This is a genomic window from Methylobacterium dankookense, from assembly GCF_902141855.1.
GTDB classification, from domain to species: Bacteria; Pseudomonadota; Alphaproteobacteria; order Rhizobiales; family Beijerinckiaceae; genus Methylobacterium; species Methylobacterium dankookense.
On sequence record NZ_CABFVH010000033.1, the window covers coordinates 1 to 22449 of the forward strand.

At 66.7% G+C, this 22449-nt stretch carries 19 protein-coding genes and 1 tRNA gene; 11 read left to right on the plus strand and 9 right to left on the minus strand.

Annotated elements, in window-relative coordinates:
* Positions 1-491 precede the first annotated feature (491 nt).
* From MTDSW087_RS20570 to MTDSW087_RS20595, 7 genes are all read right to left on the minus strand, one after another.
* Positions 492-986, minus strand: a complete 495-nt coding sequence (locus tag MTDSW087_RS20570) for a hypothetical protein (RefSeq protein WP_144766774.1) — start codon at positions 984-986, stop codon at positions 492-494.
* Positions 987-1416: 430 nt separating this feature from the next.
* Positions 1417-2022 carry a recombinase family protein gene (locus tag MTDSW087_RS20575; protein ID WP_144766775.1) on the minus strand — a complete coding sequence of 202 codons (606 nt, stop codon included), beginning with the start codon at positions 2020-2022 and terminating at the stop codon, positions 1417-1419.
* A gap of 151 nt (positions 2023-2173) precedes the next feature.
* A complete protein-coding gene (locus MTDSW087_RS20580; RefSeq protein WP_144766776.1) occupies positions 2174-4678 on the minus strand; it encodes a hypothetical protein in 2505 nt (834 codons plus the stop codon).
* Positions 4679-4809: 131 nt separating this feature from the next.
* The gene (locus MTDSW087_RS30325; RefSeq protein WP_186383936.1) at positions 4810-4953 is read right to left on the minus strand and encodes a hypothetical protein; all 144 of its coding nucleotides are present in this window, start codon (positions 4951-4953) and stop codon (positions 4810-4812) included.
* A 135-nt stretch (positions 4954-5088) separates the two neighbouring features.
* Positions 5089-6591, minus strand: a complete 1503-nt coding sequence (locus MTDSW087_RS20585) for a site-specific integrase (RefSeq protein ID WP_144766777.1) — start codon at positions 6589-6591, stop codon at positions 5089-5091.
* An 87-nt stretch (positions 6592-6678) separates the two neighbouring features.
* Positions 6679-6763, minus strand: a tRNA-Leu gene (locus tag MTDSW087_RS20590).
* 128 nt (positions 6764-6891) lie between these two features.
* Positions 6892-7197 carry a FliM/FliN family flagellar motor switch protein gene (locus MTDSW087_RS20595; protein WP_142585607.1) on the minus strand — a complete coding sequence of 102 codons (306 nt, stop codon included), beginning with the start codon at positions 7195-7197 and terminating at the stop codon, positions 6892-6894.
* A gap of 88 nt (positions 7198-7285) precedes the next feature.
* Between MTDSW087_RS20595 and lipB the strand changes: the two genes are divergently transcribed.
* The 8 genes from lipB to MTDSW087_RS20635 all read left to right on the plus strand — a co-directional run bounded on the left by lipB (position 7286) and on the right by MTDSW087_RS20635 (position 17426).
* Positions 7286-8002 carry a lipoyl(octanoyl) transferase LipB gene (gene lipB, locus MTDSW087_RS20600; RefSeq protein ID WP_144766778.1) on the plus strand — a complete coding sequence of 239 codons (717 nt, stop codon included), beginning with the start codon at positions 7286-7288 and terminating at the stop codon, positions 8000-8002.
* A 158-nt stretch (positions 8003-8160) separates the two neighbouring features.
* Positions 8161-9354 carry a CaiB/BaiF CoA transferase family protein gene (locus tag MTDSW087_RS20605; RefSeq protein WP_144766779.1) on the plus strand — a complete coding sequence of 398 codons (1194 nt, stop codon included), beginning with the start codon at positions 8161-8163 and terminating at the stop codon, positions 9352-9354.
* A gap of 92 nt (positions 9355-9446) precedes the next feature.
* Positions 9447-10379 (plus strand): hydroxymethylglutaryl-CoA lyase, encoded by a 933-nt coding sequence (locus MTDSW087_RS20610; protein WP_144766780.1) that lies wholly within the window; start codon positions 9447-9449, stop codon positions 10377-10379.
* Between the two features lie 135 nt (positions 10380-10514).
* Positions 10515-11837: an MFS transporter gene (locus MTDSW087_RS20615; RefSeq protein ID WP_144766781.1), complete on the plus strand. Its 1323-nt coding sequence runs from the start codon at positions 10515-10517 to the stop codon at positions 11835-11837.
* Positions 11838-11995: 158 nt separating this feature from the next.
* On the plus strand, positions 11996-13963 hold the full coding sequence (locus MTDSW087_RS20620; RefSeq protein WP_144766782.1) for an aconitate hydratase: 1968 nt from the start codon (positions 11996-11998) through the stop codon (positions 13961-13963).
* A 68-nt stretch (positions 13964-14031) separates the two neighbouring features.
* Positions 14032-15054: a TRAP transporter substrate-binding protein DctP gene (dctP, locus tag MTDSW087_RS20625; RefSeq protein WP_144766823.1), complete on the plus strand. Its 1023-nt coding sequence runs from the start codon at positions 14032-14034 to the stop codon at positions 15052-15054.
* Between the two features lie 426 nt (positions 15055-15480).
* Positions 15481-16653, plus strand: coding sequence for a DUF2778 domain-containing protein (locus MTDSW087_RS20630; protein ID WP_144766783.1), 1173 nt, complete (start codon positions 15481-15483; stop codon positions 16651-16653).
* A gap of 524 nt (positions 16654-17177) precedes the next feature.
* Positions 17178-17426: a hypothetical protein gene (locus MTDSW087_RS20635; RefSeq protein WP_144766784.1), complete on the plus strand. Its 249-nt coding sequence runs from the start codon at positions 17178-17180 to the stop codon at positions 17424-17426.
* A gap of 300 nt (positions 17427-17726) precedes the next feature.
* Here the strand turns inward: MTDSW087_RS20635 and MTDSW087_RS20640 are convergent, their stop codons facing one another.
* Entirely contained in the window at positions 17727-18086 is a 360-nt protein-coding gene (locus MTDSW087_RS20640; RefSeq protein ID WP_373321895.1) for a hypothetical protein, read from the minus strand.
* A 200-nt stretch (positions 18087-18286) separates the two neighbouring features.
* Here MTDSW087_RS20640 and MTDSW087_RS20645 point away from each other — a divergent pair, with 200 nt between their 5' ends.
* The 3 genes from MTDSW087_RS20645 to MTDSW087_RS20655 all read left to right on the plus strand — a co-directional run bounded on the left by MTDSW087_RS20645 (position 18287) and on the right by MTDSW087_RS20655 (position 20577).
* Entirely contained in the window at positions 18287-18457 is a 171-nt protein-coding gene (locus MTDSW087_RS20645) for a hypothetical protein (protein WP_238178638.1), read from the plus strand.
* Positions 18458-18583: 126 nt separating this feature from the next.
* Complete coding sequence (locus tag MTDSW087_RS20650) at positions 18584-19609, plus strand: alpha/beta fold hydrolase (protein ID WP_144766787.1); 1026 nt, start codon at positions 18584-18586, stop codon at positions 19607-19609.
* An 80-nt stretch (positions 19610-19689) separates the two neighbouring features.
* A complete protein-coding gene (locus MTDSW087_RS20655) occupies positions 19690-20577 on the plus strand; it encodes an alpha/beta hydrolase (RefSeq protein WP_144766788.1) in 888 nt (295 codons plus the stop codon).
* Between the two features lie 109 nt (positions 20578-20686).
* Here the strand turns inward: MTDSW087_RS20655 and MTDSW087_RS20660 are convergent, their stop codons facing one another.
* Positions 20687-22306 (minus strand): gamma-glutamyltransferase family protein, encoded by a 1620-nt coding sequence (locus MTDSW087_RS20660; RefSeq protein WP_144766789.1) that lies wholly within the window; start codon positions 22304-22306, stop codon positions 20687-20689.
* Positions 22307-22449 lie beyond the last annotated feature (143 nt).

Here is a 22449-nt window from a genome sequence, read left to right on the forward strand (position 1 = left end):
GGTCCACATGGCAGATCCAGGTCAGGTTTCAGCACCCTCTTGGAATCACTGCCATCCCGGCCACTCAACCCTGCCTCAGCCCCTTATCGGACGGGCTCTCAGTGGTGGTCAAAAGCTGATCGGCTCCACTGGGAAGCCACTTCGGTGAACCGCTGAAACCCGCAATGGTTTGGGAAGGGCGAACATATGCAGGGCTCGGGCAGCCTCCTGCTACCGCGTAGACACGCGGTTACGTCGCTAGATCACGTGCTGATCTCAATGTGAGAGAACGCATAACCACTTCTCCCCCTGACATTCATGAGGACGACCTACCCGGGAGGGCAGGATCTATATGCCTCTTGAGTGTCAGGGGGGAATAGAAGTGTGCCTCAACTCATGTGAGAGGACAGATTTTTAACTAAAGATCTGGCTCCGCGAACGAGTGAAGCCCGCGGAACGAGAGAGGGAGCCAGTAGCGGGAACGAACGAATGTGAGTTACCGCTCGATCATATTAGAACCAGCGATTGAAAAACTCGTACTCGCTGTGGCTGCTGGTCATTTCGTCGGTGTCGTGGAAGAAGGCTATCCGGTACCCGGGATTTTCGGCCAGATAGATGTTCTTGCGTCGGGGCGACCACCAGTCGAGAAACTCGCGAACGCCGCATGGCGTGCCCTTGATCTCGCACACCGGCAAGATGCCTTCGGACGCTTCATCCTTCGTGACCCGGCGCACAGCATGACCGTAGCTGTCGCCGGCAGATACACCGCATATGTAGGTGCCCTCAGCATGAAGGCCGACCGAATTTGCCATCTCGAAAAAGACGTAGCACTGGATGGCAGGCAGATACCGTTGAGTGAGCCGCGACCGTGTGGGCGACTCTATCAGGCCGTAGTCGCCCGGATGGAGCAGGACGGTAGGGCAGGGCCCGTCACGACCAAGCAACCGCGGAACAACTTTATTCAGCATCGCGATCAGGTCAGCGGCGGTGGAGAAACGACCCTTCATTTTTGGCTCCTTGACATTCGTTCAACGCTTCAACGATGCCTGATGGAACCACGTCTACTTACCAGACTCAGCTACGGACTTGGCATTTATCGCTGATATCTTTGCGGATGTTTCCGCTTTAAGATCCTTGATCTTCTCATTAGCCTGCTGCCTCTTTTTGGCAGCAGTTCGAGATTGGGCTGGTGTCAAAGGCTTGCGTATGCCAGCCTCTGAGGACGGGTGGGCAAATTCGTAGAAGCGCATACCGTATTTACGCGAGCGAGATCGAGCCCGCGCCAAAGCCAACCCGAGAAGCACTCCCGGCAAAACGCATGTAATTTCAGATACTTAGCTGCGTCGGCTACACTCCACGGGCGTAGGGTCTAGAGGCCGTTGTAGAGGCCGATGATTTCGGAACCGCTGACCAGGGCAACTCTTGCGGCTCTCCCGCCTATGAGCCGGTCCCTTTAATGCACGAGTGGTGCTGGTCGAGGAGGCGGTAGACGCTCGCCCGGCCAATTCTTAGGCGCTTGGCGATGGCCGACGCGCCAAGCTTTTCAACCTCTCGCAGGTAGCGGACTGCATCAGCATCGATGGACCGAGGGCGGCCCTTGTATGTGCGCTCATGCCTCGGCTTGCTCTGATCGGCGGCCTTCTTGGCTGCAATCCCGTCAAGCTGTCGTTCCTTCCGGAGCCGGGTCTCGAACTCCGCGAAAGCCATCAATAGGTTCAAGAACAGATCGCTGGTGGATGACCCATCGAGCACTACGCCAGCTTGATCGATGGCGCGGAACCTCACCCCTCGCTTCTTCCACGCTGTTATGATGCCCTGAAAGTCCGCCATGGATCGCGCGCATCGGTCGATACGCGTCATGATGACTTCGTCTCCCTCACGCACGAAGGCCATTAGCGCTTCGAACTCCGAGCGTCCGCTCAAGCTATTACCGCTCCGCTTCTCCGCGAAAACGCGTTCAGCGCCGGCAGCACGGAGCTTCTCGATCTGCGTCGTAAGGTCTTGATCCGCGGCGCTAACGCGTGCGTACGCGACGATGGCCATTGCGCTCACCCCTGTCTCGTATGGTCCTAGACCTCAGTATCAGAGCGTCTCAGAAGCCGCGAGGCGATCCATATAAGACAGTGAACAGATGGCAGAGGCGTCTCGATATTCTGCCTCGGTTGGGTGTACGCAAACAAGAACCGCCAGCCATCTATCTCCTTCTAGCACCACCTTTGGTTCTCTGTTTTACACCCTTGGCTCGGGCTTTCGGCACCCCATCTATAGCATCTTTGACGTCTATGAACGTTTTATCCTGTGTTTGGAGTAGATCTACAAAATCGAAATAAGAAGCGCCAATATTTGCAGCGCTCCATTGTTCGAAAAGGTACTCCCGAAACTGGTACGCCTTCCTGTATCGATCCGAGATCGAGAATGAAGGAGCCAGATCAGATACGTCTGCTCTTATATTCTGGTCAAAGATCGGAGTGTCCGTAGATGTTGCGTCGAGGTAAGTAAATGCGCCACCCCAAAATCGGATATGATAAATGCCGACAGACGTCGCCCTAAAGTAAAACTCGTCTGGATTGGCGGTTTCGGCAACAGGTATTTCTCTGTAATGAGCATAGGGAGTTTCGATCATCTTCTTCGTAGCAAGTCTGCGCAACGCATGTCTAGTTTGAGCCTCAATGAACCCCAGTTTTGACATCTCACCGATTATGCTGCTTCCACTTATGAACCCGTCATTGTCTCTTACGCCGACATTCGAACTTAGATACGCGACAACCAATCCGCACAAAAAATGCTCACGGGGGTCGGCCATTGACGTATCATAGATATTGCACGCAACCTGCGATGATTGAGGATTGAAATATGCATACTCACCAAGCAAAGCGTGCTTTGTAAATTCGTGCAGAGGAACTCTGTAGTTGCCGTATTGCTCCTCCATTTTTACGATTTTCTGCGAGTCAACATTAGCGCTGCCACAAAAACCAGTTATCAACTCTATCACTGCTCGCGTATTTCCGCCGGTAATGTTGCTAAGAAAAGCTCGAATAGCCTCATTGTTCCTAATCGATCTCAGAGTGACGTTCATGAAGGTCGCCACACTACCAATTTTGATCATTGCCCCATGCAAACCTGCATGTTCGACCTTTCCTTCAGCAACTCTGACCGCAAACGACAGCCTTTTCTGAACTACTTCGTCAGCAGGCGGCGGAGAGATCGTTAGAATTTTGTTTTGATAGCCCGACAATGAGCCAGATGATTTAGAGTGATAGAAGGTACTCGGACGCAGAGCTACGAACACAAGGAGATTGCGCGTCGCGGCAAGCTCTTGAGCAATTAGAAATGCCTCCTGCTGGACTTCAAAATTGCGCTGATCCGCATTATCCATTATAAGGATGATCTTCTTGTTTCGTCCCTTTGCTAGATGCCCCAGCGACGCGTGCAAGTGAGCGTCACTTCTGTTTTCTAATGTCTTCAGAAACGCGATCTTTTCCTTTTCGTAGGCAGCATTATCAATTCCCTTCAGGCGGCCATCGACTCCGCCGTCAAATGACTTGATCTCGCGATAATATACCGACTCGATGAACTCGTACTTATGGATGTCGATGCCATATTTTTGATTTAAGCTATTCGGTATTTCGTATAGAACGTGAGATTTTATATCTGAGGTCAGATTTGCCTTGAGACCTAGATTGATGTGAATGAAATAAGTTTCTGCTTTTTCCTCTTGGTCTAAGCTTTCGTAAAGATTTTCGAAGAAAGAGGTCTTGCCTACTCCGACATCGCCGATTACGACTATAGGACGAGATCCAGAAGATAAAATTGCAGGATCATTCAAAAGATCGCCGTTTTTACCGGTACCGGTCGCAGAGTTTACTGCCGATGGCGTAACACTGTCACCGCCAACTCTACGATATCGAGCGGAGATAATCCGCTTGCTCAGAAGGAGATGCTGGTTGTTTGCCTCCAGCGGCACATAGCACTCCCTGTAAAAATCCTTTTTTATGTTAGGATTATCTTCGATTTCTTCAAGCAAAACCTCCGAAAGTCCGCGAAGGTTCTCTTCGAACTCGCTTCTATACCTAAATTTGCGGAGTTCCGGGATGCCTTCTGAAGCTTTGGGAGGTATCCGAGGGTTGCGGTGAATAGCCAGATCTTGATGCGCTCGGTTTTCAAAGATGCCCTCGGGCGAAAGCAGTGTCCAGAGTAGCGGAAAGAAATCTATGTAGCTCTGAAAGCCGTTAAAGAAATAGCACTCTCCGTCTAGCGGAGACATACCAGGGGTTAGAGCCTGGAATATTGCAAGTTGAGGACCGTTACATACTATAGCTATGGGTGCCCCGTGTATAACACAGTAAGGTAGCACTTGATGCACAGCAGCAGTAAATTCTGGAGACGCAGCCAGTAGGGGACGCATCTTCCTTATGCTGCTAGGTCTACCGACAGGAAGCTTTGAAAAGATCTTCGCTTCGCGCTTTGCTTCTAAAATTGCACGCGCATTTCCAAGTATGTAGTCGCTGCGCCCTCCGAGGTCGTCAGTGACCTCGACGCGCATATTCGGCCGCTCCCAGCCCAAGCATTCAATTACAAATCTGTCTATAAATTGAAATCTATTTGTAGCCTCGTCCCAATGCTTACTATCGGGCGGCAGATTAGCTATGATGTCCTTCAGCTTCGAAAGGCCATCCGTCATTTCGAAAGGTGCGCGCATTGGCAATCTGCAAGGCAGGAAATCTGTGTGACCGTTATGTGCGTGTTCGGCTCTCCCCACAAGGCGTCTCCACAAGGGTCCTGTGAGGGGACGATGCAGAGCATCTCGGTTTAGAGTGCATCGTGGTCCTGTCAGTACGTAGGCTGCGCGGCGGTAATCAGGCCGACCGGAGCCTTGGGTAGCCTTGAGAGTTCGACCAGGGCTGCATGACAGGCAGGCCGGTTATTCAAAGCCACGCTCGCGATCTGCTGCGCGCTGATGTCGGCGGCGATCACCCGGTCAGATCGCTCTGCCGCCAGTTTGGAGGGTTTGCGTATTCGCTAGACCCGCCAGCGAGCCCCAGCGTTTAGCGGGCTTGATCGTCCAAAGGTCCACTGGCGAGTGCCGGCGACTCCGCCGATGCCCACTGCCTAGACGTCGTAGCGTGGAAAATTTGCCATGGCCTCCGCCATCATGGGAATGGTGGGTGCCTCGTACTTCCGGCGCACCGCTCCGGGCGTGTGGCCGACGATCTCGTCCCGCACCCGCGCGTCCATGAGATTGACGGCACGCGTTTTGAAGGTGTGCCTCCATCCGTGGTTTGGATCTACGGCTGGGTCGAGGTTTACCTTTTTCCGCAACCACTCAGCGATCTTGCGCGACCTCACCTCATGCGGGGGAGTACGGGCACTCTTCGAATGGCGCGCCGGGTCAAAAAACAGAGGCCCTGATCCAATGGCCGCGACAAAGTCGAGGAACCCCCGCTCGATCAAATGGGGGTGGATCGGCACAGATCGCGGCTCGGACGTCTTCGTCCGCGAAAAGTGCATGATATGGGAGCCCTGCTCCTGGCGGATGTCGGTGGCCTCCAACGCTGTTAGCTCCGAGATGCGTGCACCGGAGTAGGCTGCCAGCCAAGGGCACCACCGCTTCCCCTGATTGGCCTTATCATGCGGGCCCCAGGGCGCGACCTCCTGCGCGGCTCGTAGGATCGCCAGGACCTCTGCGTCGCGAAATGTTCTCTCCCGGGTTTTGACGTGGCGCGGAAGGTCGAGCGCCACCCCCTCGACCGGATTGGCGTCCACGATCTGCCCGCCCTGCCGCTTCGTAGCCCAGGAGAACAAGGACGACGCTGCGACGAGATCGTTGCGGTTGATGGTCCTTGGATGAATGCCCTCAGAGGACTGCCTGTGCTCCGCCCAGGAGTAGATGTCGTCGCCAGTGATGTGGCGGACGTCACGATCCGGCAGATACGCTGCCAGCCTGCTGATGCTTGCCTCGTATCGATGCAGCGTGTTCGTAGCCAACTTGTCTGAGTGATAGAGACGGTAGCGGCTCCAGAGGTCGCTGACGGTGATCGGCATACCGCGCGGTCCTTGGGCTGCGGCTCCACCATGGCGGGGTCGCGCTGTGAGCCCGGAGGTCTTGGGCGATGATGGCGCGGTGGGCTCCTCAAGCCTCTCCCCGCGCAGCATCGCCCAGGCTTCATCCATGATGCTGGCGGTCGCGCTGACGATCCGGGCTTGGTTTGCCTCTGTCGCCGGCTCGCTCAAGTCACCTAGAAGTTTCTTAGAGCCCGGCCTGAAGCGCGCGACCGCCTCCTCCCAGGCCATACCGCCCGCAGGTCCGGAGAGTGTGCCCGGTCTCGCGGCTTCGGTAGCTTGCTCCGACGCGACGATTGCCTGCGGCGATCTAGCGGCGTCCCAGAATGCTTGTAACGCGGCATCGGCAATCGCGTGCCGCGTTCTTGCAACCCGATCATCCTTGGTACGCAGCGAAGCTCGGACGATGTCGCCGACTTTAAGGTCAACCTGGGACCCATCCCCGATGGGCAGCGTCAGTGTGGTCCCACGCAAACGGCCCACAAGGTCACGAGGTGTTTTCTGGCGAAGCTGCCAGACACCGCTTTTCGGGTCTTTCCAGGGATGAGCCATACGCAACGGTGTGTGTCCCAGGTGTGCTACCGGGACGCGCTATCCGACTGATTTTCCTTAAGTTCCCGGTTCACCTCGGGAAAGGTTTGGTGCGGCCAAGAGGACTCGAACCTCCACCCCTCGCGGGACTAGCACCTCAAGCTAGCGCGTCTACCAATTCCGCCATGGCCGCATCGGTACCCGGTTCCGGGTTCCGTTCGCTCCCCGGCGGCGTTGCCGTCTCGGGTGAGCGGCGCAGCGGATAACAGATACATTCGGCCGCGACAAGCGCCGTCGTGCGATCTTTGTCGCGTTCGCGCCTCAGAGCGGCTCGTGGGCCGGCTCGAACAGGGGCATCGCGCCGTCGCCGATGCTGAGGCCGGGCTCGCGCTGGGCCTCGGCCTTGCGGATCAATTCGGTCACCTCCACCGAGATGCGGTTGCCCGTCACCACGATCTGGCCGCGGGCGATCGGGTGGTCGTTGGCCAGGATCTCGACCATGTCGGTCTCGCTGGCCTCCAGCTCGATCACGGCGCCGCGGCCCATGCGCAGCAGCATGTGCAGCGGCATGCGGCAGCGCCCCAGCACCACCGTGACATCGACCTGCAGATTGTCCAGAACCGCCACGCGCCGCACTCTCGCCCGCCGCCCCGTCCGCTTGCCTTCGCGCGCGAACGGGTGCTCAGGGAGAGCTTCCGCGCATCATGGTGAACTCTTGGTAAACGCGTCCCGTCTGGCTGCCGCGCCGGAGACCTTCCTGCCCCGCCCGGGCTCGCCGCCGGTCGAATGGCGCATCGCCGAGGACCTCGTCGGCTATGCGGAGGCGGTGGCTGTCATGGAGGCGCGCGCCGCGGCCATCGCGCGCGGGGAGGCCGGCGAGTGCGTCTGGCTCCTGGAGCACCCGCCGCTCTACACCGCCGGCACCTCGGCCAAGGCCGCGGATCTGGTGGCGCCGGACCGCTTCCCCGTCCACGCCACGGGCCGGGGCGGCCAGTACACCTATCACGGGCCCGGCCAGCGCGTGGCCTACGTGATGCTCGATCTCGGCCGCCGCCGCACGGACCTGCGCGCCTATGTGGCGAGCCTGGAGGCGTGGCTGATCGCGACGCTCGACGCCTTCAACGTGCGGGCCGAGCGGCGCGAGGACCGGGTCGGGGTCTGGGTGCGCCGCCCGGAGAAGGGCGCCGGCGCGGAGGACAAGATCGCCGCGATCGGCATCCGCGTGCGCCGCTGGGTGAGCTTCCACGGCATCAGCCTCAACGTCGAGCCGGATCTCGGGCATTTCTCCGGCATCGTGCCCTGCGGCGTGCGCGAGCACGGGGTGACGAGCCTCGTCGATCTCGGGCAGATCGTGAGCATGCCGGAGGTCGACATGCAGCTGCGCGCGGCCTTCGAGCCGATCTTCGGCGAGACGGTCCTCGTCGCCGGCTGAGAGGCAGATTCGCCGGACCAGGCCCTCCCGGATCCCCGGACGTGTCGGCACGTTCGGGCAGCGTTCTCGTTTCGAGAACGCATGGTGGCGCATGGCGTTTGGACCCGGCGCCGCGCGGCGCGTTATAACGCCTGCCAATAATCATGGAGGAAATAGCCGTGTCCGGTCCGCTCGACGGTATTCGAATCCTTGAGCTTGGGCAGTTGATCGCCGCCCCCTTCGCCACGCGACTGATGGCGGAGTTCGGTGCAGAGGTGATCAAGGTGGAGCCGCCGGGCGACGGCGACCCCCTGCGCAAGTGGCGCAAGATGCACGAGGGCACCTCGCTCTGGTGGTACCTGCAATCGCGCAACAAGAAGTCGATCGCGGTCAACCTGAAGTCGCCGGAAGGCCTCGACGTCGTCAAGCAGCTCGCGCGGAGCGCCGACGTGGTGGTCGAGAACTTCCGTCCCGGCGGCCTGGAGAAGCTCGGCCTCGGCTGGGACGTGCTCTCGGCGCTCAACCCGAACCTCGTGATGGTCCGCATCTCAGGGTACGGCCAGACCGGCCCCTACCGCGACCGGCCGGGCTTCGGCGCCATCGGCGAGTCGATGGGCGGCATCCGCTACACCACCGGCAGCCCCGAGGCGCCTCCGGCCCGGGTCGGCGTCAGCATCGGCGACACGCTGGCCTCCCTCCACGGGGTCATCGGCGCCCTGATGGCGCTCCTGCGCGTCAAGACCGGCCAGGGCGGCGGACAGGTCATCGACGTGTCCCTCGTCGAGAGCGTCTTCAACGTGATGGAGAGCCTCGTGCCGGAATACGACCTCCTCGGCGAGGTCCGCACCCGCACCGGCGGGGCGCTGCCCGGCATCACCCCGTCGAACACCTACCCGACCAAGGACGGCGGCTTCGTCGTCATCGCGGGCAACAGCGATCCGATCTTCAAGCGCCTGATGGCGACGATCGGCCGGCCCGATCTCGCCGAGAACCCGGATTTCCGCAACAACGACGGCCGCTCGAAGCAGGCCGCCCTGCTCGACGCCACGATCGGCGAGTGGACGAAGGCGCGCACCGTCGAGGAGGCGCTCGCCGCCCTCGACGCCGCGGACGTGCCGGCCGGGCGCATCTACTCGGTGGCCGACATCGTCGCCGACCCGCACTACCAGGCCCGCGACATGATCCTCCAGGCGGAATTGCCCGGCGGCACCAGCGTGAAGATGCCCGGCATCGTGCCCAAGCTGTCCGAGACCCCCGGCACGGTGCGCTGGCAGGGCCCCGCGCTCGGCGCCCACACCGATTCCGTGCTCTCCGATCTCGGCCTCGACGCGGAGCGTATCGCGCGCCTTCGCGAGAAGGGAGCCGTGGCATGAGCGGAGCGGTGAAACCCGACAAGAGCGGAGCGGTGAAACCCGACAAGAGCGGAGCGGTGAAACCCGACAAGAGCGGAGCGGTGAAACCCGGCATGAGCATCAGCGATACCCTGATCGTCCAGGAGGTCGCCACCCGCGACGGGTTCCAGATCGAGCCCGTCTTCGTGCCGACGCCGGAGAAGATCCGGCTGATCGACGCGCTGGCCGAGGCCGGCTTCAGCCGGATCGAGGTCTCCTCCTTCGTCTCGCCGAAGGCGGTGCCGGCGCTCAGTGACGCGGCCGAGGTCTTCGCCGGCATCCGGCGGCGGCGTGGCACCGTCTTCGTCGCCCTCGTGCCGAACCCGAAGGGCGCCGAGCGGGCGCTCGCGGCCAAGGTCGGCGAGATCAACCTCGTCGCCTCGGTGAGCGAGACCCACAACCGCGCCAATATGGGCATGAGCCCGGACGCCTCGATCGAGGGCTTCGCCCGGATCATGGAGACGGTGGCGGGCTCAGGGGTCGGCGTGAACGCCACGGCCGCCACCGCCTTCGGCTGCCCCTTCGAGGGCGACGAGCCCGAGGACAAGGTCGTCGCCCAGGTCGAGCGCTACCTCGCCCTCGGCGTCGACGGCGTGACGCTCGCCGACACCACCGGCATGGCCAATCCGCGCCAGGTCGCCCGCCTCGTCGCCCGCGTGCTGCCCCTCGTCGGGGCGGAGCGGCTGACGCTGCACTTCCACAACACCCGCGGGCTCGGGCTCGCCAACGTGCTCGCCGCCTTCGAGACGGGCGCGCGCCGCTTCGACGCGGCGCTCGGCGGGCTCGGCGGCTGCCCCTTCGCGCCGGGCGCCACGGGCAACATCTGCACCGAGGACCTCGTCAGCATGGCCCACGAGATGGGCCTGACCACCGGCCTCGACCTCGAGGCCCTGCTCGGCCTCTCCCGCGACCTGCCCCGCCTCGTCGGCCACGACGTGCCGGGCCAGGTCGCCAAGGCCGGTCGCCCCTGCGACCTCCACCCCGCCCCGCCGCTGAAAGCGGCCTGAGCCAGCCGCGGAGAAGCCGCCCGTCCGAAGGCGGCCCCGCTCGATACCAACCCGGTGACGCAAGCCCCCGGCAGACCCTCTCGCGGTCCGCCGGATGGACCGTTGCGTCCTTACGCGACCCAGGAGGAAACGCCCATGTCCATCGCCCTGTCCGGAACGCCGGCCGCCGCGGAGGCGGCCACCGAGGCGAGCATCGTCCGCAAGGTCGCCTGGCGGTGCATGCCGCTGATCATGATCTGCTACATGTTCGCCTTCTTCGACCGGATCAACATCAGCTTCGCCAAGTTCCAGCTCCAGAGCGATCTCGGCTTCAGCAACGTCGCCTACGGGCTCGGCGCGAGCATGTTCGTGATCGGCTATGTCATCTTCGAGGTGCCCTCGAACCTGATGCTCTACAAGGTCGGCGCGCGCCGCTGGATCGCGCGGATCATGATCTCCTGGGGCATCGCCACGGCGCTGATGATCTTCATCCGCACCGAGTGGCACTTCTACGCGCTGCGCTTCCTCATCGGCGCCATGGAGGCGGGCTTCGCGCCGGGCATCCTCTACTACCTGACCCTGTGGTTCCCGGCCTCGTTCCGCGGGCGCGTCACCTCCTTCATGTTCGTGGCCTCGGCCTTCTCCGGCATCTTCGGCGCGCCGGTGGCGGGCCTGATCCTCGGCGGGCTCAACGGGGTCGCCGGTCTCGCCGGCTGGCAATGGCTGTTCCTGGCCGGCGGCATCCCCTGCCTGATCCTCGGCGCCCTGGTGCTGCTGCGCCTCGACGACCAGATCCCGGACGCGCGCTGGCTCTCGGCGGAGGAGAAGGCGCTGCTCTCCTCCCGCATCGCGCACCACAACCGCGACATCGGCGACCACTCGCTCTGGGGCGCGATCAAGCAGCCGGGCTTCCTGCTCATCGCGCTGGTCTACTTCCTGCTCCAGGTCGGCTCCTACGGCCTGAACTTCTGGGGCCCGGACCTGATCAAGACCGCGAGCGGCGGCCAGGCGGCCTCGGTCGGCTTCCTCACCGCGATCCCCTACATCTGCGGCGCGATCAGCATGGTGGTGATCGGGCGCCTCTCGGACGCCTCGGGCGAGCGGCCGAAATTCGTGGCCGGCCTCGCGGTGGCCGCGGCGGTCGGCTTCTTCGCGGCGGGCCTGTTCGACAAGCAGATCGTGCCGCTGATGATCGCGCTGGCGCTGCTGGGCTCAGGCATCGTCGCCTCGATCCCGACCTTCTGGACGCTGCCGGCCAAGCTCGTCACCGGCGTCGGCGCGGCGGGCGGCATCGCGCTCATCAACACGCTCGGCCAGTTCGGCGGCATCGTCAGCCCCGTCGCGGTCGGCTGGGTGAAGGACCTCACCGGCTCCACGACGCCCGCCCTCTACGGCATCGGCTGCCTCTGCCTCGCCGCCGCCGCGCTCCTGCTCTTCGCCATGCCCGAGAGCCTGCGCCGCAGCGACCGCGCCCACTGACGCTTGCGAACCCCGCGCCCTCCGGTCCCGAACCGGCGGGCGCCGACGTTTCGGTGCCCGTGTCACCGCCGTGCATGATCCGATGCGGAGCCTGCGCGTTCTCGACAATCGAATCGGCCGGAAGCGCCGGGCCAGAACGAAAGAACAGGGAGGAGAGGATGGCGCTGAACCTCGCGCAGAAGTTGATCGCGTCGCACCTCGCCGACGGCGACCTGACGCCCGGCTCCGAGATCGCGCTCCGGATCGACCAGACCCTGCTTCAGGACGTGCTCGGCAGCCTCGTGATGCTGGAACTCGAGGCGATGGGCGTCGAGCGGGTCAAGGTGGGTTTGGCCGCGCAGTATGTCGACCACAACCTCGTCCAGAACGACCATCTCAATGCCGACGAGCACATGTTCCTGCGCTCGGCCTGCCGCCGCTTCGGGGTGTGGTACTCGCGCCCCGGCAACGGCATCAGCCATCCCGTGCACATGCAGGCCTTCGGCAAGCCGGGCCAGACGCTGGTCGGCTCCGACAGCCACAGCCCGGCCGCCGGCTCGCTCGGCATGCTCGCCTTCGGCGCGGGCGGCGTCGAGGTGGCGCTCGCCATGGCGGGCGAGCCGCTCTACCTGCGCATGCCGCGCGTCTGGGGCGTGAAGCTGACCGGGCAGCTCCCCGACTGGGTGAGCGCCAAGGACGTGATCCTGGAGATGCTGCGCCGCCACGGCGTGGAGGGCGGCTTCGGGCGCATCGTCGAGTATTACGGCCCCGGCCTCGACACCCTCTCGGCGATGGACCGGCACGTCATCGCCAATATGGGCGCCGAGATGGGCGCCACCACGAGCGTCTTCCCCTCGGACGAGGCCACCCGCCAGTATCTCGCGAGTGTCGGCCGCGAGGCGGACTGGGTGGCGCTCGGCCCCGATGCGGGCGCGACTTACGACGACCACGAGGAGATCGACCTCTCGACGCTGGTGCCGCTCATCGCCCGGCCGTCGAGCCCCGGCAACGTGGTGCCGGTCTCCGAGGCCGCGGGCGAGGAGATCTACCAATCGTATATCGGCTCCTCGGCCAATCCCGGCTTCCGCGACTTCGCGGTGACCGCCGAGATCGTGAAGGGCTCACAGGTCCACGACCGCGTCTCCTTCGACGTGAACCCCTCCACCCGGCAGGTGCTGGAGACCCTGATCGCCAAGGGCCACCTCTCCGACCTGATCCATGCGGGCGCCCGCGTGCACCAGGCCGGCTGCAACGGCTGCATCGGCATGGGCCAGGCCCCGGCCTCGGGGCGCAACTCGCTGCGCACCGTGCCGCGCAACTTCCCCGGCCGCTCGGGCACCCGCGAGGACAGCGTCTTCCTGTGCAGCCCGGAGACCGCCGCGGCCTCGGCGCTGTCGGGCGTCATCACCGATCCGCGCACGCTCGCCATGCCCTATCCGCGCGTCGCGGCGCCGGAGATGGTCAAGACCAACACCACCATGCTGGTCCCCCCGCTCCCCGAGGCGGAGGCGCGCGCGGCGCGGCTGGAGAAGACCGACAACATCACGACCCTGCCGGAACTGGGCAGGCTCGGGCAGAGCATCCGCGTCCCGGTGCTCCTCAAGACCGGCGACGACATCTCCACCGACGACATCATGCCGGCGGGCGCGCGGGTGATGCCCTACTGGTCGAACATCCCCAAGACCTCGGACTTCACCTTCGAGCCGATCGACCCGACCTATCCGCAGCGCGCGAAGCAGGCCGGCCCGGGCCGGGCCGGCCACGCCATCCTCGGCGGGCTCAATTACGGGCAGGGCTCGAGCCGCGAGAACGCGGCCCTGGCGCCCCGCTATCTCGGCCTGGAGACGGTGCTGGCCAAGAGCTTCGCCCGCATCCACTGGCAGAACCTCGTCAATTTCGGCGTCCTGCCGCTCACCTTCGCCGACCCGGCCGATTACGACGGGCTGGAGATCGGCGACATGGTGGAGATCGAGGACGTCGCCGGCGCGCTGAAGGGCGGCAAGGCGGTGACGGCGCGGGTGCGCGGCCGGGAGATCGCGCTCCGGCACGACCTCTCGGCGCGCCAGATCGAGGTGCTGCTCGCGGGCGGCGTGATCAACTGGCTGCGCGCAAGGCTTCAGTCCGAGCCCGCCCGCACCGTCGCCTAAGCCGACACGACCGAGGAACCCGGACCGATGGCACAAGCAAGCCGCGGCCGAATGGAGGAAACGCCATGATCGTCACACGACGCCGCCTGCTCGGCACGGCCGCGGCGGGCGCCGGCCTTCTCGCCTGCCCTGCCGTGCTCCGGGCCCAGGCGCCCAGGATCCTGCGCCTCTCGCACCAGTTCCCCGGTGGGACCCTGGAACAGGGCGATGCCCGCGACCGCATCTGCCGCCGCTTCGGCCAGGAGGTCGAGAAACGCACCGGCGGCAGCCTGTCCGTGCAGGTCTATCCCGGCTCCTCGCTGATGAAGACGCTGGCGCAGTTCAGCGCCCTGCGGAAGGGCGCCCTCGACATGAGCCTCATCCCGCTCTCCTACGCGGGCGGCGAGGTGCCGGAGGCGAACCTCGCCCTGATGCCGGCGCTGGTGACGAACTACGACCAGGCCGCCAAGTGGCGCACCGCCCGGGTCGGCGAGGAACTCGCCAAGACGCTCTCCGACAAGGGCGTCATCATCGTCACCTGGGTCTGGCAGTCGGGCGCCGTCGCCTCGCGCGTGCACCCGATCCTCGTTCCCTCCGACGTGAAGGGCGTGAAGATCCGCGGCGGCGGGCGCGAGATGGACCTCGTCTTCCAGGCCTCCGGTGGCATCGTCTCCACCATGCCGTCGAGCGAGATGTATATCGGCATGCAGACCGGCGCGCTGGAAGCCGCCGTCAGCGCCTCGACGAGCCTGATCTCCTTCCGCCTCGACGAGCTGACCAAGAACCTCACGGCGGGACGCGGCCGCTCGTTCTGGTTCATCCTCGAACCGCTGATGATCTCCAAGGCGACCTTCGACGCCCTGACGCCCGAGCAGCAGAAGGCCGTCCGCGACGTGGGCCAGGAACTCGAGGCGTTCTCCTTCGCCGCGGCCAAGGCGGATGACGAGGAGATCACCAAGATCTACGCCGCCCGCGGCGCCAAGATCCACGACCTGACGGCGGAGCATATCGAGAAGTGGCGCGAGGCCGCCCGCCCCACCGCCTGGAAGGATTTTTCGGGCAAGAGCGCCCGCACGGCGGAACTGCTCAAGCTCGCCGAGGAGGTGGCCTGATATGGCCGCCGGTTGATCGCCTCGGCTGGGAGCGCGTCCCGCTCTCCCCGCTTGCGGGGCGAGGGGATCCACTATGGCCGATCCGATGAACCGGAGACCTTGTGATATCGCGTCCGGTTGGTCAGACCGGACGCGATATCAGCCAGCCCGCGCGGCGCTTGAGCGAAGGCGACATCCGCCATCCCGAAGGGATCACCCGGATGTCGTATGACAGGACTCCCGCCCGAAGAGCCGAGACGGCGCGGTGCGAAGGTTTCGCGCCGCGCCGTCTTTTTGTGATCGCGGTTTAGCGGAGATTAACCGGACGGGCGCTCAATGAGCGACGGTTAAGGTTGATGGTTTCCTGCCGCGAACCGGTTCCGCCTCCCGTCGAGGCGCGCCGGATCTCGGGCGCGGGGACCTGAGCGTACCCCGAGTTCCGCCCGCATGTTCGACGCTGCGTATCCGCCGAGCCGCCCGATCCGCGCCCGCCGCCGGTCGCGCGGCGGCCGTCTCGCCCTCCTCGTCCCCGTCCTGGCGCTCGGCGCCGTGGGGCTGCCCCGCCTGCTCTCCTCCGTCGACGCGCCGCCGGCCCCGGCCGCCGAGCGCTTCGTGGTGGTCTCGGACCGGGCCGCGCCGACGCCCGCGCCCATTCCGGCGGCGCCGCGCCGCCGCGGCCTCAATGCCCTGTTCGAGCCGGTTGCCGTGCTCGGCGCCGCGACGCCGACCCTGGCCGGGAGTGCTCCGCTCGCGGGCGATCTCGTCCCGGCCGCGCCGCCGCCCGCGCTCCTCGCGGCGGCTCCGACGAAGCCCGCGCCCGAATCCGCCCCCTCATCCGCCTCCCCTGCCCTCGCCGCGGCGCCCCAGCCGAAGCCGGCCGCGCGCCTCGCCGAGGCCGCCCCTCTCGCCACCCCCGTCCCGCTGCCCGTCGCCCGCCCGGCCGAGTTGCGCCCGCGGCCCCTGCGCCTCGCCGAGCGCGTCGCCGAGCGCCCCTCCACCCGCCGCGCGCGCATCGCGGCCCGTCAGGAGGCGGAGGCCGAGCAATCCTTCTTCGACGCCGTGTTCGGGGCCAAGCCGGCCGCGCCCGAAGCCACCCCCGCGCCCGAGGCGCGGCCGACGGCGCTGGCCTATGCCGGGACGGGGCGCGATGCCGGCCTCCCGCCGCGGGGCGGCGGCGGCCTGTTCGAGCCGCGCGCCGAGGGCGGCACCGCGATCTACGACATCACCGCCCGCACGGTGACCCTGCCGAGCGGCGAGGTGCTGGAGGCCCATTCCGGCCTCGGCAAGAGCCAGGACAACCCGCGCGACGTGCATATCCGCATGCGCGGCGCGACGCCGCCCGGCACCTACGTGGTCACCGAGCGCGAGGCCCTGTTCCACGGCGTGCGGGCGCTGCGCCTCACCCCCGTCGGCGGCAGCGCATCGATCCACGGCCGCGACGGCATCCTCGCCCACACCTACATGCTCGGCCCGAGCGGCGCCTCGAACGGCTGCGTCGTGTTCCGCAACTACGACCGCTTCCTGCAGGCCTATCTGCGCGGCGAGATCCGCCGCCTTGTGGTGGTGGCCGGCAGCGGCGACGCCCTCTCCTCCGGCGTCGCACGCCTGTTCGGCCGATAGCCGAGTCTCCGTGATCCAAGGATCCCGGAGGCTCATCGATCTGTTTTGATCGTGCCGCATTCTCTTTCGCGGAACCGGCGGCCACGTCCGCGGACAATGCTCTGAGGCTACTGCGGCGGGGATCCGCGAAGGCAGTTCCGGACCCGACGGTCGCGCGCCCTCGTCTGATCTGCGCGCCGGATGTTCCGAAAAACGATCGATCTCGGCACTGCGAGATTGATAAAACCGCGCGCCTGTTCCAGTCCGGAATTGCCGCCCCCGTCGATTGCATTCACAATCGCCCCAGCGCGCGGCGGATCGCGCTGCCGATCCGGCATCTGGCCCGGCACGAGGCTCGCCGCGCGGGTCCCGTCTTGCCGGGGTCTTGCCGCCATGTGCGCCAGCATACCCGTTCTTCGTCACAACGACCGTAAACCTGTGTCGGACGATAATGACTGCTCATGCGGCGGGACCGTATTCTTGCGATTCACGGACGTTTCGAGCGGCCTCCAATTGCCTCCGAGCGGGGTTGTGGGGTTGAGACCATGCTGACGCTGACGGCACCCGAACCGATCTCCCGCGGCGCCTTCGCGGAGCGCCGCGCCGTCGCGATCGCCAATGTGCACTGGTTCCGCGCGATGGCGTGGCGGGCCCTGCGCGACGGCGGGCCCCAGGCCGAGCTGCGCGCCGCCAATGCCCGCGCCGCCGCCCGGATCGTGTTGCTTCAGGCCAAGCGCGACGCCCTGGTGAGCCGGATGGCCAACGCGGCGCTGACGGCCGATACCGGCGCCTGATCCGGCCCGCCCCGGAGCGATCCCCATGGATGCCGATTCGCGGGGCTTGGCTTCATAGGGCTTGGCTGCGTGGGGATCGGCGAAGGCGGCCTGTCGAAGAAGGACCCGCCGCGGCTTCTGCCGGGCGGGCCAAGAGGGCTCGATGCGCCTGCGGACCCCGCGTCAGGGGAAGAACCGGAGCCACCCGCAGGTGGCCGGCCGCCGCCTCTGCGGCCGACGCGGCCATCCTAAGGCCGGGCTCGATGCGATTCGCTCACATAGGCGAAGACCGGGCCTAGGCCTTTCGGGCCGGCGGGCGGCTCAGACCGGCGAGCCGAGCCAGAGCGCCCCGGCGATGATCAGGGCTGCCATGGCGACGAAGGCCACGAAGGCCGGCAGGACCCAGGCGCGCCGCCCCTGTGGGTCCGCCGCGGCCCGGACCGCGGGCGTGGCGGCTTCCGTCCGGCGCGCGAGGGCGATGCGCTCCGGCGTGGGCGGCGTGCCGGCGGCCTCGTCGCAGGTGCCGAGCTGGGCCATGCCGGGATCGTAGTGGCAGACCTTGTCCCCGGTCGCGCCGCTGTCGATGTCGGCCTTGAGCATGGCGCTCGTCGGCCTGTCGGATGGGGGCGGGCTGTGCGCCGGCAGGCCGGCGGGCGGCGGCGGATCTTCGGAGCGGAACACCACGGCGGACCTCCGGTGCGGATGCAGAGGAGCAATGCCGCCGCCGCCCGGGCGGTTCACGGATCGCGCGCATCGCCGCACGCATCGGCCCCCGGAATGCAGGCTTCGCGGCCCGCGGGGCTGGTGCCGGCGGCCGGCCGCACCATGTTCCGGGCATGGATGCTCCTCCGACACCAGACCGCGGCGCGGGAGGCCACAGCGTGAGCGTGGTACCCTGCCCCGTCGATGCCGGCTGCTACCGCTGGGTCGTCCGCTCGCCGGACGGCCGCCGCACGGAGCGCTCGGCCTACAGCTTCGCCACCCGGGACGGCGCCCGGATCTCCGGGGAGTTCTGGGTGCGCACCTTCGACGCCGGCAAGATGCCGATCTAGAGCATCCGCCGAGCCGGCCTCCGCTTCGGATCACGAGCACTGCAGCGGCGCCGGTCGCGCCGCTCCCGACGAGCCCGATCGCAAGTCCGCTTGCAGGTCCGACCGCAAGCGCGCCCGGAGGTGCCGGTGTTCCCTCTCGTCCCGACGCGGAAGGCGCGGCGCCTCGGCCGGCGCAGCACGGCCAGCCTGCACCGCAGCGTGAAGGCGGCGCTCAAGGCCGGCCAGAAGGCGACCGAGACCGCGTTCCGGCAGGCCGACAAGGCGGCCAGGGCGCTCGCCGGCCCGGCTCCGGCGAAAAGGCGGGCCCCCCGCGGGCGCTTCGTCCTCGTCGACGGGCTGCGCGTGCACGTCGTCGTGCGCGGGCGCGGCCGGCCGGTCGTGCTGATCCACGGCAACGGCGCCATGGCCGAGGATTTCGCGGTCTGCGGCCTGATCGACCGGCTGGCGGAGCGCTACCGGGTGATCGCCATCGACCGGCCTGGCTTCGGCCGCACCGACCGGCCGCGGAACCGGATCTGGACCGCCTCAGCCCAAGGGGCGCTCCTGCACCGGGTGCTGGAGAGCCTGAAGGCCGAGCGGCCCCTGCTCGTCGGCCATTCCTGGGGGACGCTGGTGGCGCTCGCCATGGCGTTCGAGCCGGGGCGGACCCTGCGCGGGCTCGTCCTGCTCTCGGGCTACTACTTTCCGGAGCAGCGCGCCGATGTGAGCCTCGCCGGGCCGCTCGCGCTGCCGGGCGTCGGCGACGCGGCGCGGGCTCTCGTTCCGGCGCCCGTGAACCGGGCGCTCGCGGTCCAGGCGTTCCACCGGGTGTTCTGGCCGCAGCCGGTGCCGGCGCGCTTCGCGGCGACCTTCCCGGTGGAGATCGCCACCGGCGCGACGCAGCTGCGCGCCGCCACCGAGGACGCGGCGACGATGAACGCGGCGGCGGGCTGGCTGCAGGCCGGCTATCACCGCCTCGACCTGCCCGTCGCCATCGTGACCGGCTCCGCGGACAAGATCGTGAACCCGGCGACGCAATCCATGCGGCTGCACCGGGTCCTGTCCGGCAGCACGCTCAAGGTCCTGCCCGGCCAGGGCCACATGATCCATTACGGCGCGCGCGCCACGGTCGAGCGGGTGATCGACGCGATGATGAACGCCCAGCGGAGCTGACCCGGATCCCGCGCGGGCCGGCTCTCGACGCGGCCGCGCCCCGGTGAGACCATCGGGCGCTTCCATGGGGTGACTCGCCGATGCCCGCCTCCGACATCGACCAGATCCGGGCCCGCCTCGCCGCGCATCCGCGGCCTGCCGACCTCGCCGCACGCCGGGCGCGGGTCGACGCGCTCGGCGCCGGCTACGGGCTGCCGCCGGACGTCACGGTGGAGCCGGTGGATGCGGGCGGCGTGCCGGCGGAATGGACGCGCATCCCCGGATCGGAGGACGGCCCCGTCATCCTCTTCCTGCACGGGGGCGGCTACGTCTCCGGCTCGCTCGCGAGCCACCGCCACACCGTGGCGCAGGCCGGTCGCGAGGCGGGGGCGCGCACGCTCGCCCTCGCCTACCGGCTCGCCCCCGAGCACCCTGCCCCGGCGGCGCTGGCGGATGCGCTGGCCGGCTACCGCTTCCTCCTCGAGACCGGCGTGGCGCCTCGGCGCATCGCGCTCTCGGGCGAGAGCGCGGGCGGCGGCCTCGCCCTCGCGGTGGCCCTGTCGCTGCGCGAGGCCGGCCTGCCGCTGCCGGGCTGCCTCTGGCTCAGCTCGCCCTGGACCGATCTCGCGCTCACCGGGGCCAGCCTGGAGACGAAGGCCGGCGCCGACCCGCTGATCAGCCGCGCCTATCTGGCGGAGCTCGCCGGCCTCTACCTCGCCGGCGCCGATCCGCGCGGGCCCCTGGTCTCGCCGCTCTACGCGAACCTCGCCGGCCTGCCGCCGATGCTGATCCAGGTCGGCTCGGCCGAGACCCTGCTCGACGATTCGGTGCGGCTCGCCGGCGTCGCGGGCGCGGCGGACGTCTCCGTGCGGCTCGAGGTGTGGCCGCACATGATCCACGCCTGGCACCTGTTCTTCCCCGAGGTCGAGGACGGAAGGCGCTCGCTCGCGAGCGCCGGCCGCTTCGTCCGGGCTGAGTGCGCGGGTTAGGGCGCTCTCCGCCGAAATGGATGCCGGTTTGGCGCGAGAGAGCGCGTTAGAACAAGGATTCAGAGCCGTTTCCTGATGCCGCGCGTTCGGGAGCAGCTCTGGATCGACGTCAGCACACCACCGCCTGCCCGTCGCGGCGCGGGTCGCTCGCGGCGACGTAGCCGTCCTCGTCCGGATCGCCCATGAGCCAGATGAACTGGCCGGCGCCGAAATCCTGGTAGCTGTCGTTGATCACCTCGATGCGGTGGCCGCGCTCGGTGAGCCCCTGCACCGTCTCGGCCGGCATGGTGGATTCGGCGTTGATGCTGAGACCCTCGTTGACGCGCCAGCGCGGCGCGTCGCAGGCGGCCTGCGGATTCTGGTGGTGGTCAAGCATGCGCACCAGGGTCTGGACATGGCCCTGCGGCTGCATGTTGCCGCCCATCACGCCGAAGCTCATCACCGGCGCGCCGTCCTTGGTCAGGAAGCCCGGGATGATGGTGTGGAAGGGCCGCTTGCCCGGCGCCACCACGTTCGGGCTCTGCGGATCGAGATGGAAGCCGTGGCCGCGGTTCTGCAGGGAGAGGCCCCATTCGGGCACCACCACGCCCGAGCCGAAGCCCATGAAGTTCGACTGGATGAAGCTCACCATCATGCCCGACGAATCCGCCGTGGTGAGGTAGATCGTGCCGCCGCTCGCCGGGTTGCCGGGTCCGAAATCCTGCGCCCGCGTCCGGTCGATGAGCCTGCTCCGTGCCCGGAGATAGGCCGGGTCGAGCATCTGGTCAGGCGTCACCGTCATCCCGGAGGGGTCGGCCACGTAGCGGTAGGTGTCCGCGAAGGCGAGCTTCATCGCCTCGATCTGGAGGTGCTGGCTCTCCGGCCCGTCGGGGGGCAGGGCGGCGAGGTCGAAATCCTCCAGGATGCCGAGCGCGATCTGGGCGGCGATGCCCTGCCCGTTCGGCGGGATCTCGTGGAGCGTGTAGCCGCGGTAATCCTTGCCCGTCGGCTCGACCCATTCGGGGCGGAAGGCGGCGAGATCCGCCACAGTCATGGCGCCGCCATGGGCGGCCGCGTGGCGGGCGGTCGCCTCCGCGATCTCGCCCTCGTAGAAGGCCCGGCCCTTGGTCTCGGCCACCGCCCGCAGCGTCCGGGCGATCCCTGGCAGCCGCACGCGCTCGCCCACCTCCGGCGCGCGGCCGTGCGGCAGGAAGACCTCGGCGAAGCCCGGCTGGCCGGCGAGTTCGGGCAGGCGGGCGGCGGCGGCCCATTTCTGCTGCACCACGATGGGGGCGAGGTAGCCGCGCTCGGCGATCTCGATCGCCGGCTCCATCAGGTCGGCGAAGGGCAGGCGCCCGAAGCGCTCGCTGAGCGCCACCCAGGCCGCGACGGCGCCGGGCACGGTGACGGAATCCCAGCCGCGCATCGGCGGGCGCTGCGCCTCCCCGTATTTCCGGCGGAAATAGTCCGGGGTCCAGGCGGCCGGCGCACCGCCCGAGGCGTTCAGCCCGTGCAATTGCTTGCCGTCCCACAGGATGCAGAAGGCATCCGAGCCGAGGCCGTTGCTGCACGGCTCGGTGATGGTCTTGGCGGCAGCGGTCGCGATGGCGGCATCGACGGCGTTGCCGCCCCGCCAGATCGTCTTGAGCCCGGCTTGCGCCGCGAGCGCGTGCGAGGTCGCCACCACGTTGCGGCCGAAGATCGGCATGCGCAGCGAGGGATAGCCGTGATTCCAGACGAAGGGCTTCATCGATTCGCGTCCGTGGATTGCGGGTCGGAGGCGCATACGACACCCGGTTGATCCCTTCGGGATGGCGGATGTCGTCTTCGCCCCGCCGCCGCGCGGGCTTGGCTGTCCCGCCTCCGGTCCGGTCGACCGGACGCGGGATCAGG

Excerpts from the sequence above, each read along its gene's own strand:
- MTDSW087_RS20570 (WP_144766774.1), bottom strand. The coding sequence starts at position 986 with ATGAAGGGTCGTTTCTCCACCGCCGCTGACCTGATCGCGATGCTGAAT.
- MTDSW087_RS20575 (WP_144766775.1), bottom strand. The coding sequence starts at position 2,022 with ATGGCCATCGTCGCGTACGCACGCGTTAGCGCCGCGGATCAAGACCTT.
- MTDSW087_RS20580 (WP_144766776.1), bottom strand. The coding sequence starts at position 4,678 with ATGCGCGCACCTTTCGAAATGACGGATGGCCTTTCGAAGCTGAAGGAC.
- MTDSW087_RS20585 (WP_144766777.1), bottom strand. The coding sequence starts at position 6,591 with ATGGCTCATCCCTGGAAAGACCCGAAAAGCGGTGTCTGGCAGCTTCGC.
- MTDSW087_RS20610 (WP_144766780.1), top strand. The coding sequence starts at position 9,447 with ATGAGCATCAGCGATACCCTGATCGTCCAGGAGGTCGCCACCCGCGAC.
- MTDSW087_RS20615 (WP_144766781.1), top strand. The coding sequence starts at position 10,515 with ATGTCCATCGCCCTGTCCGGAACGCCGGCCGCCGCGGAGGCGGCCACC.
- MTDSW087_RS20620 (WP_144766782.1), top strand. The coding sequence starts at position 11,996 with ATGGCGCTGAACCTCGCGCAGAAGTTGATCGCGTCGCACCTCGCCGAC.
- MTDSW087_RS20630 (WP_144766783.1), top strand. The coding sequence starts at position 15,481 with ATGTTCGACGCTGCGTATCCGCCGAGCCGCCCGATCCGCGCCCGCCGC.
- MTDSW087_RS20635 (WP_144766784.1), top strand. The coding sequence starts at position 17,178 with ATGCTGACGCTGACGGCACCCGAACCGATCTCCCGCGGCGCCTTCGCG.
- MTDSW087_RS20655 (WP_144766788.1), top strand. The coding sequence starts at position 19,690 with ATGCCCGCCTCCGACATCGACCAGATCCGGGCCCGCCTCGCCGCGCAT.
- MTDSW087_RS20660 (WP_144766789.1), bottom strand. The coding sequence starts at position 22,306 with ATGAAGCCCTTCGTCTGGAATCACGGCTATCCCTCGCTGCGCATGCCG.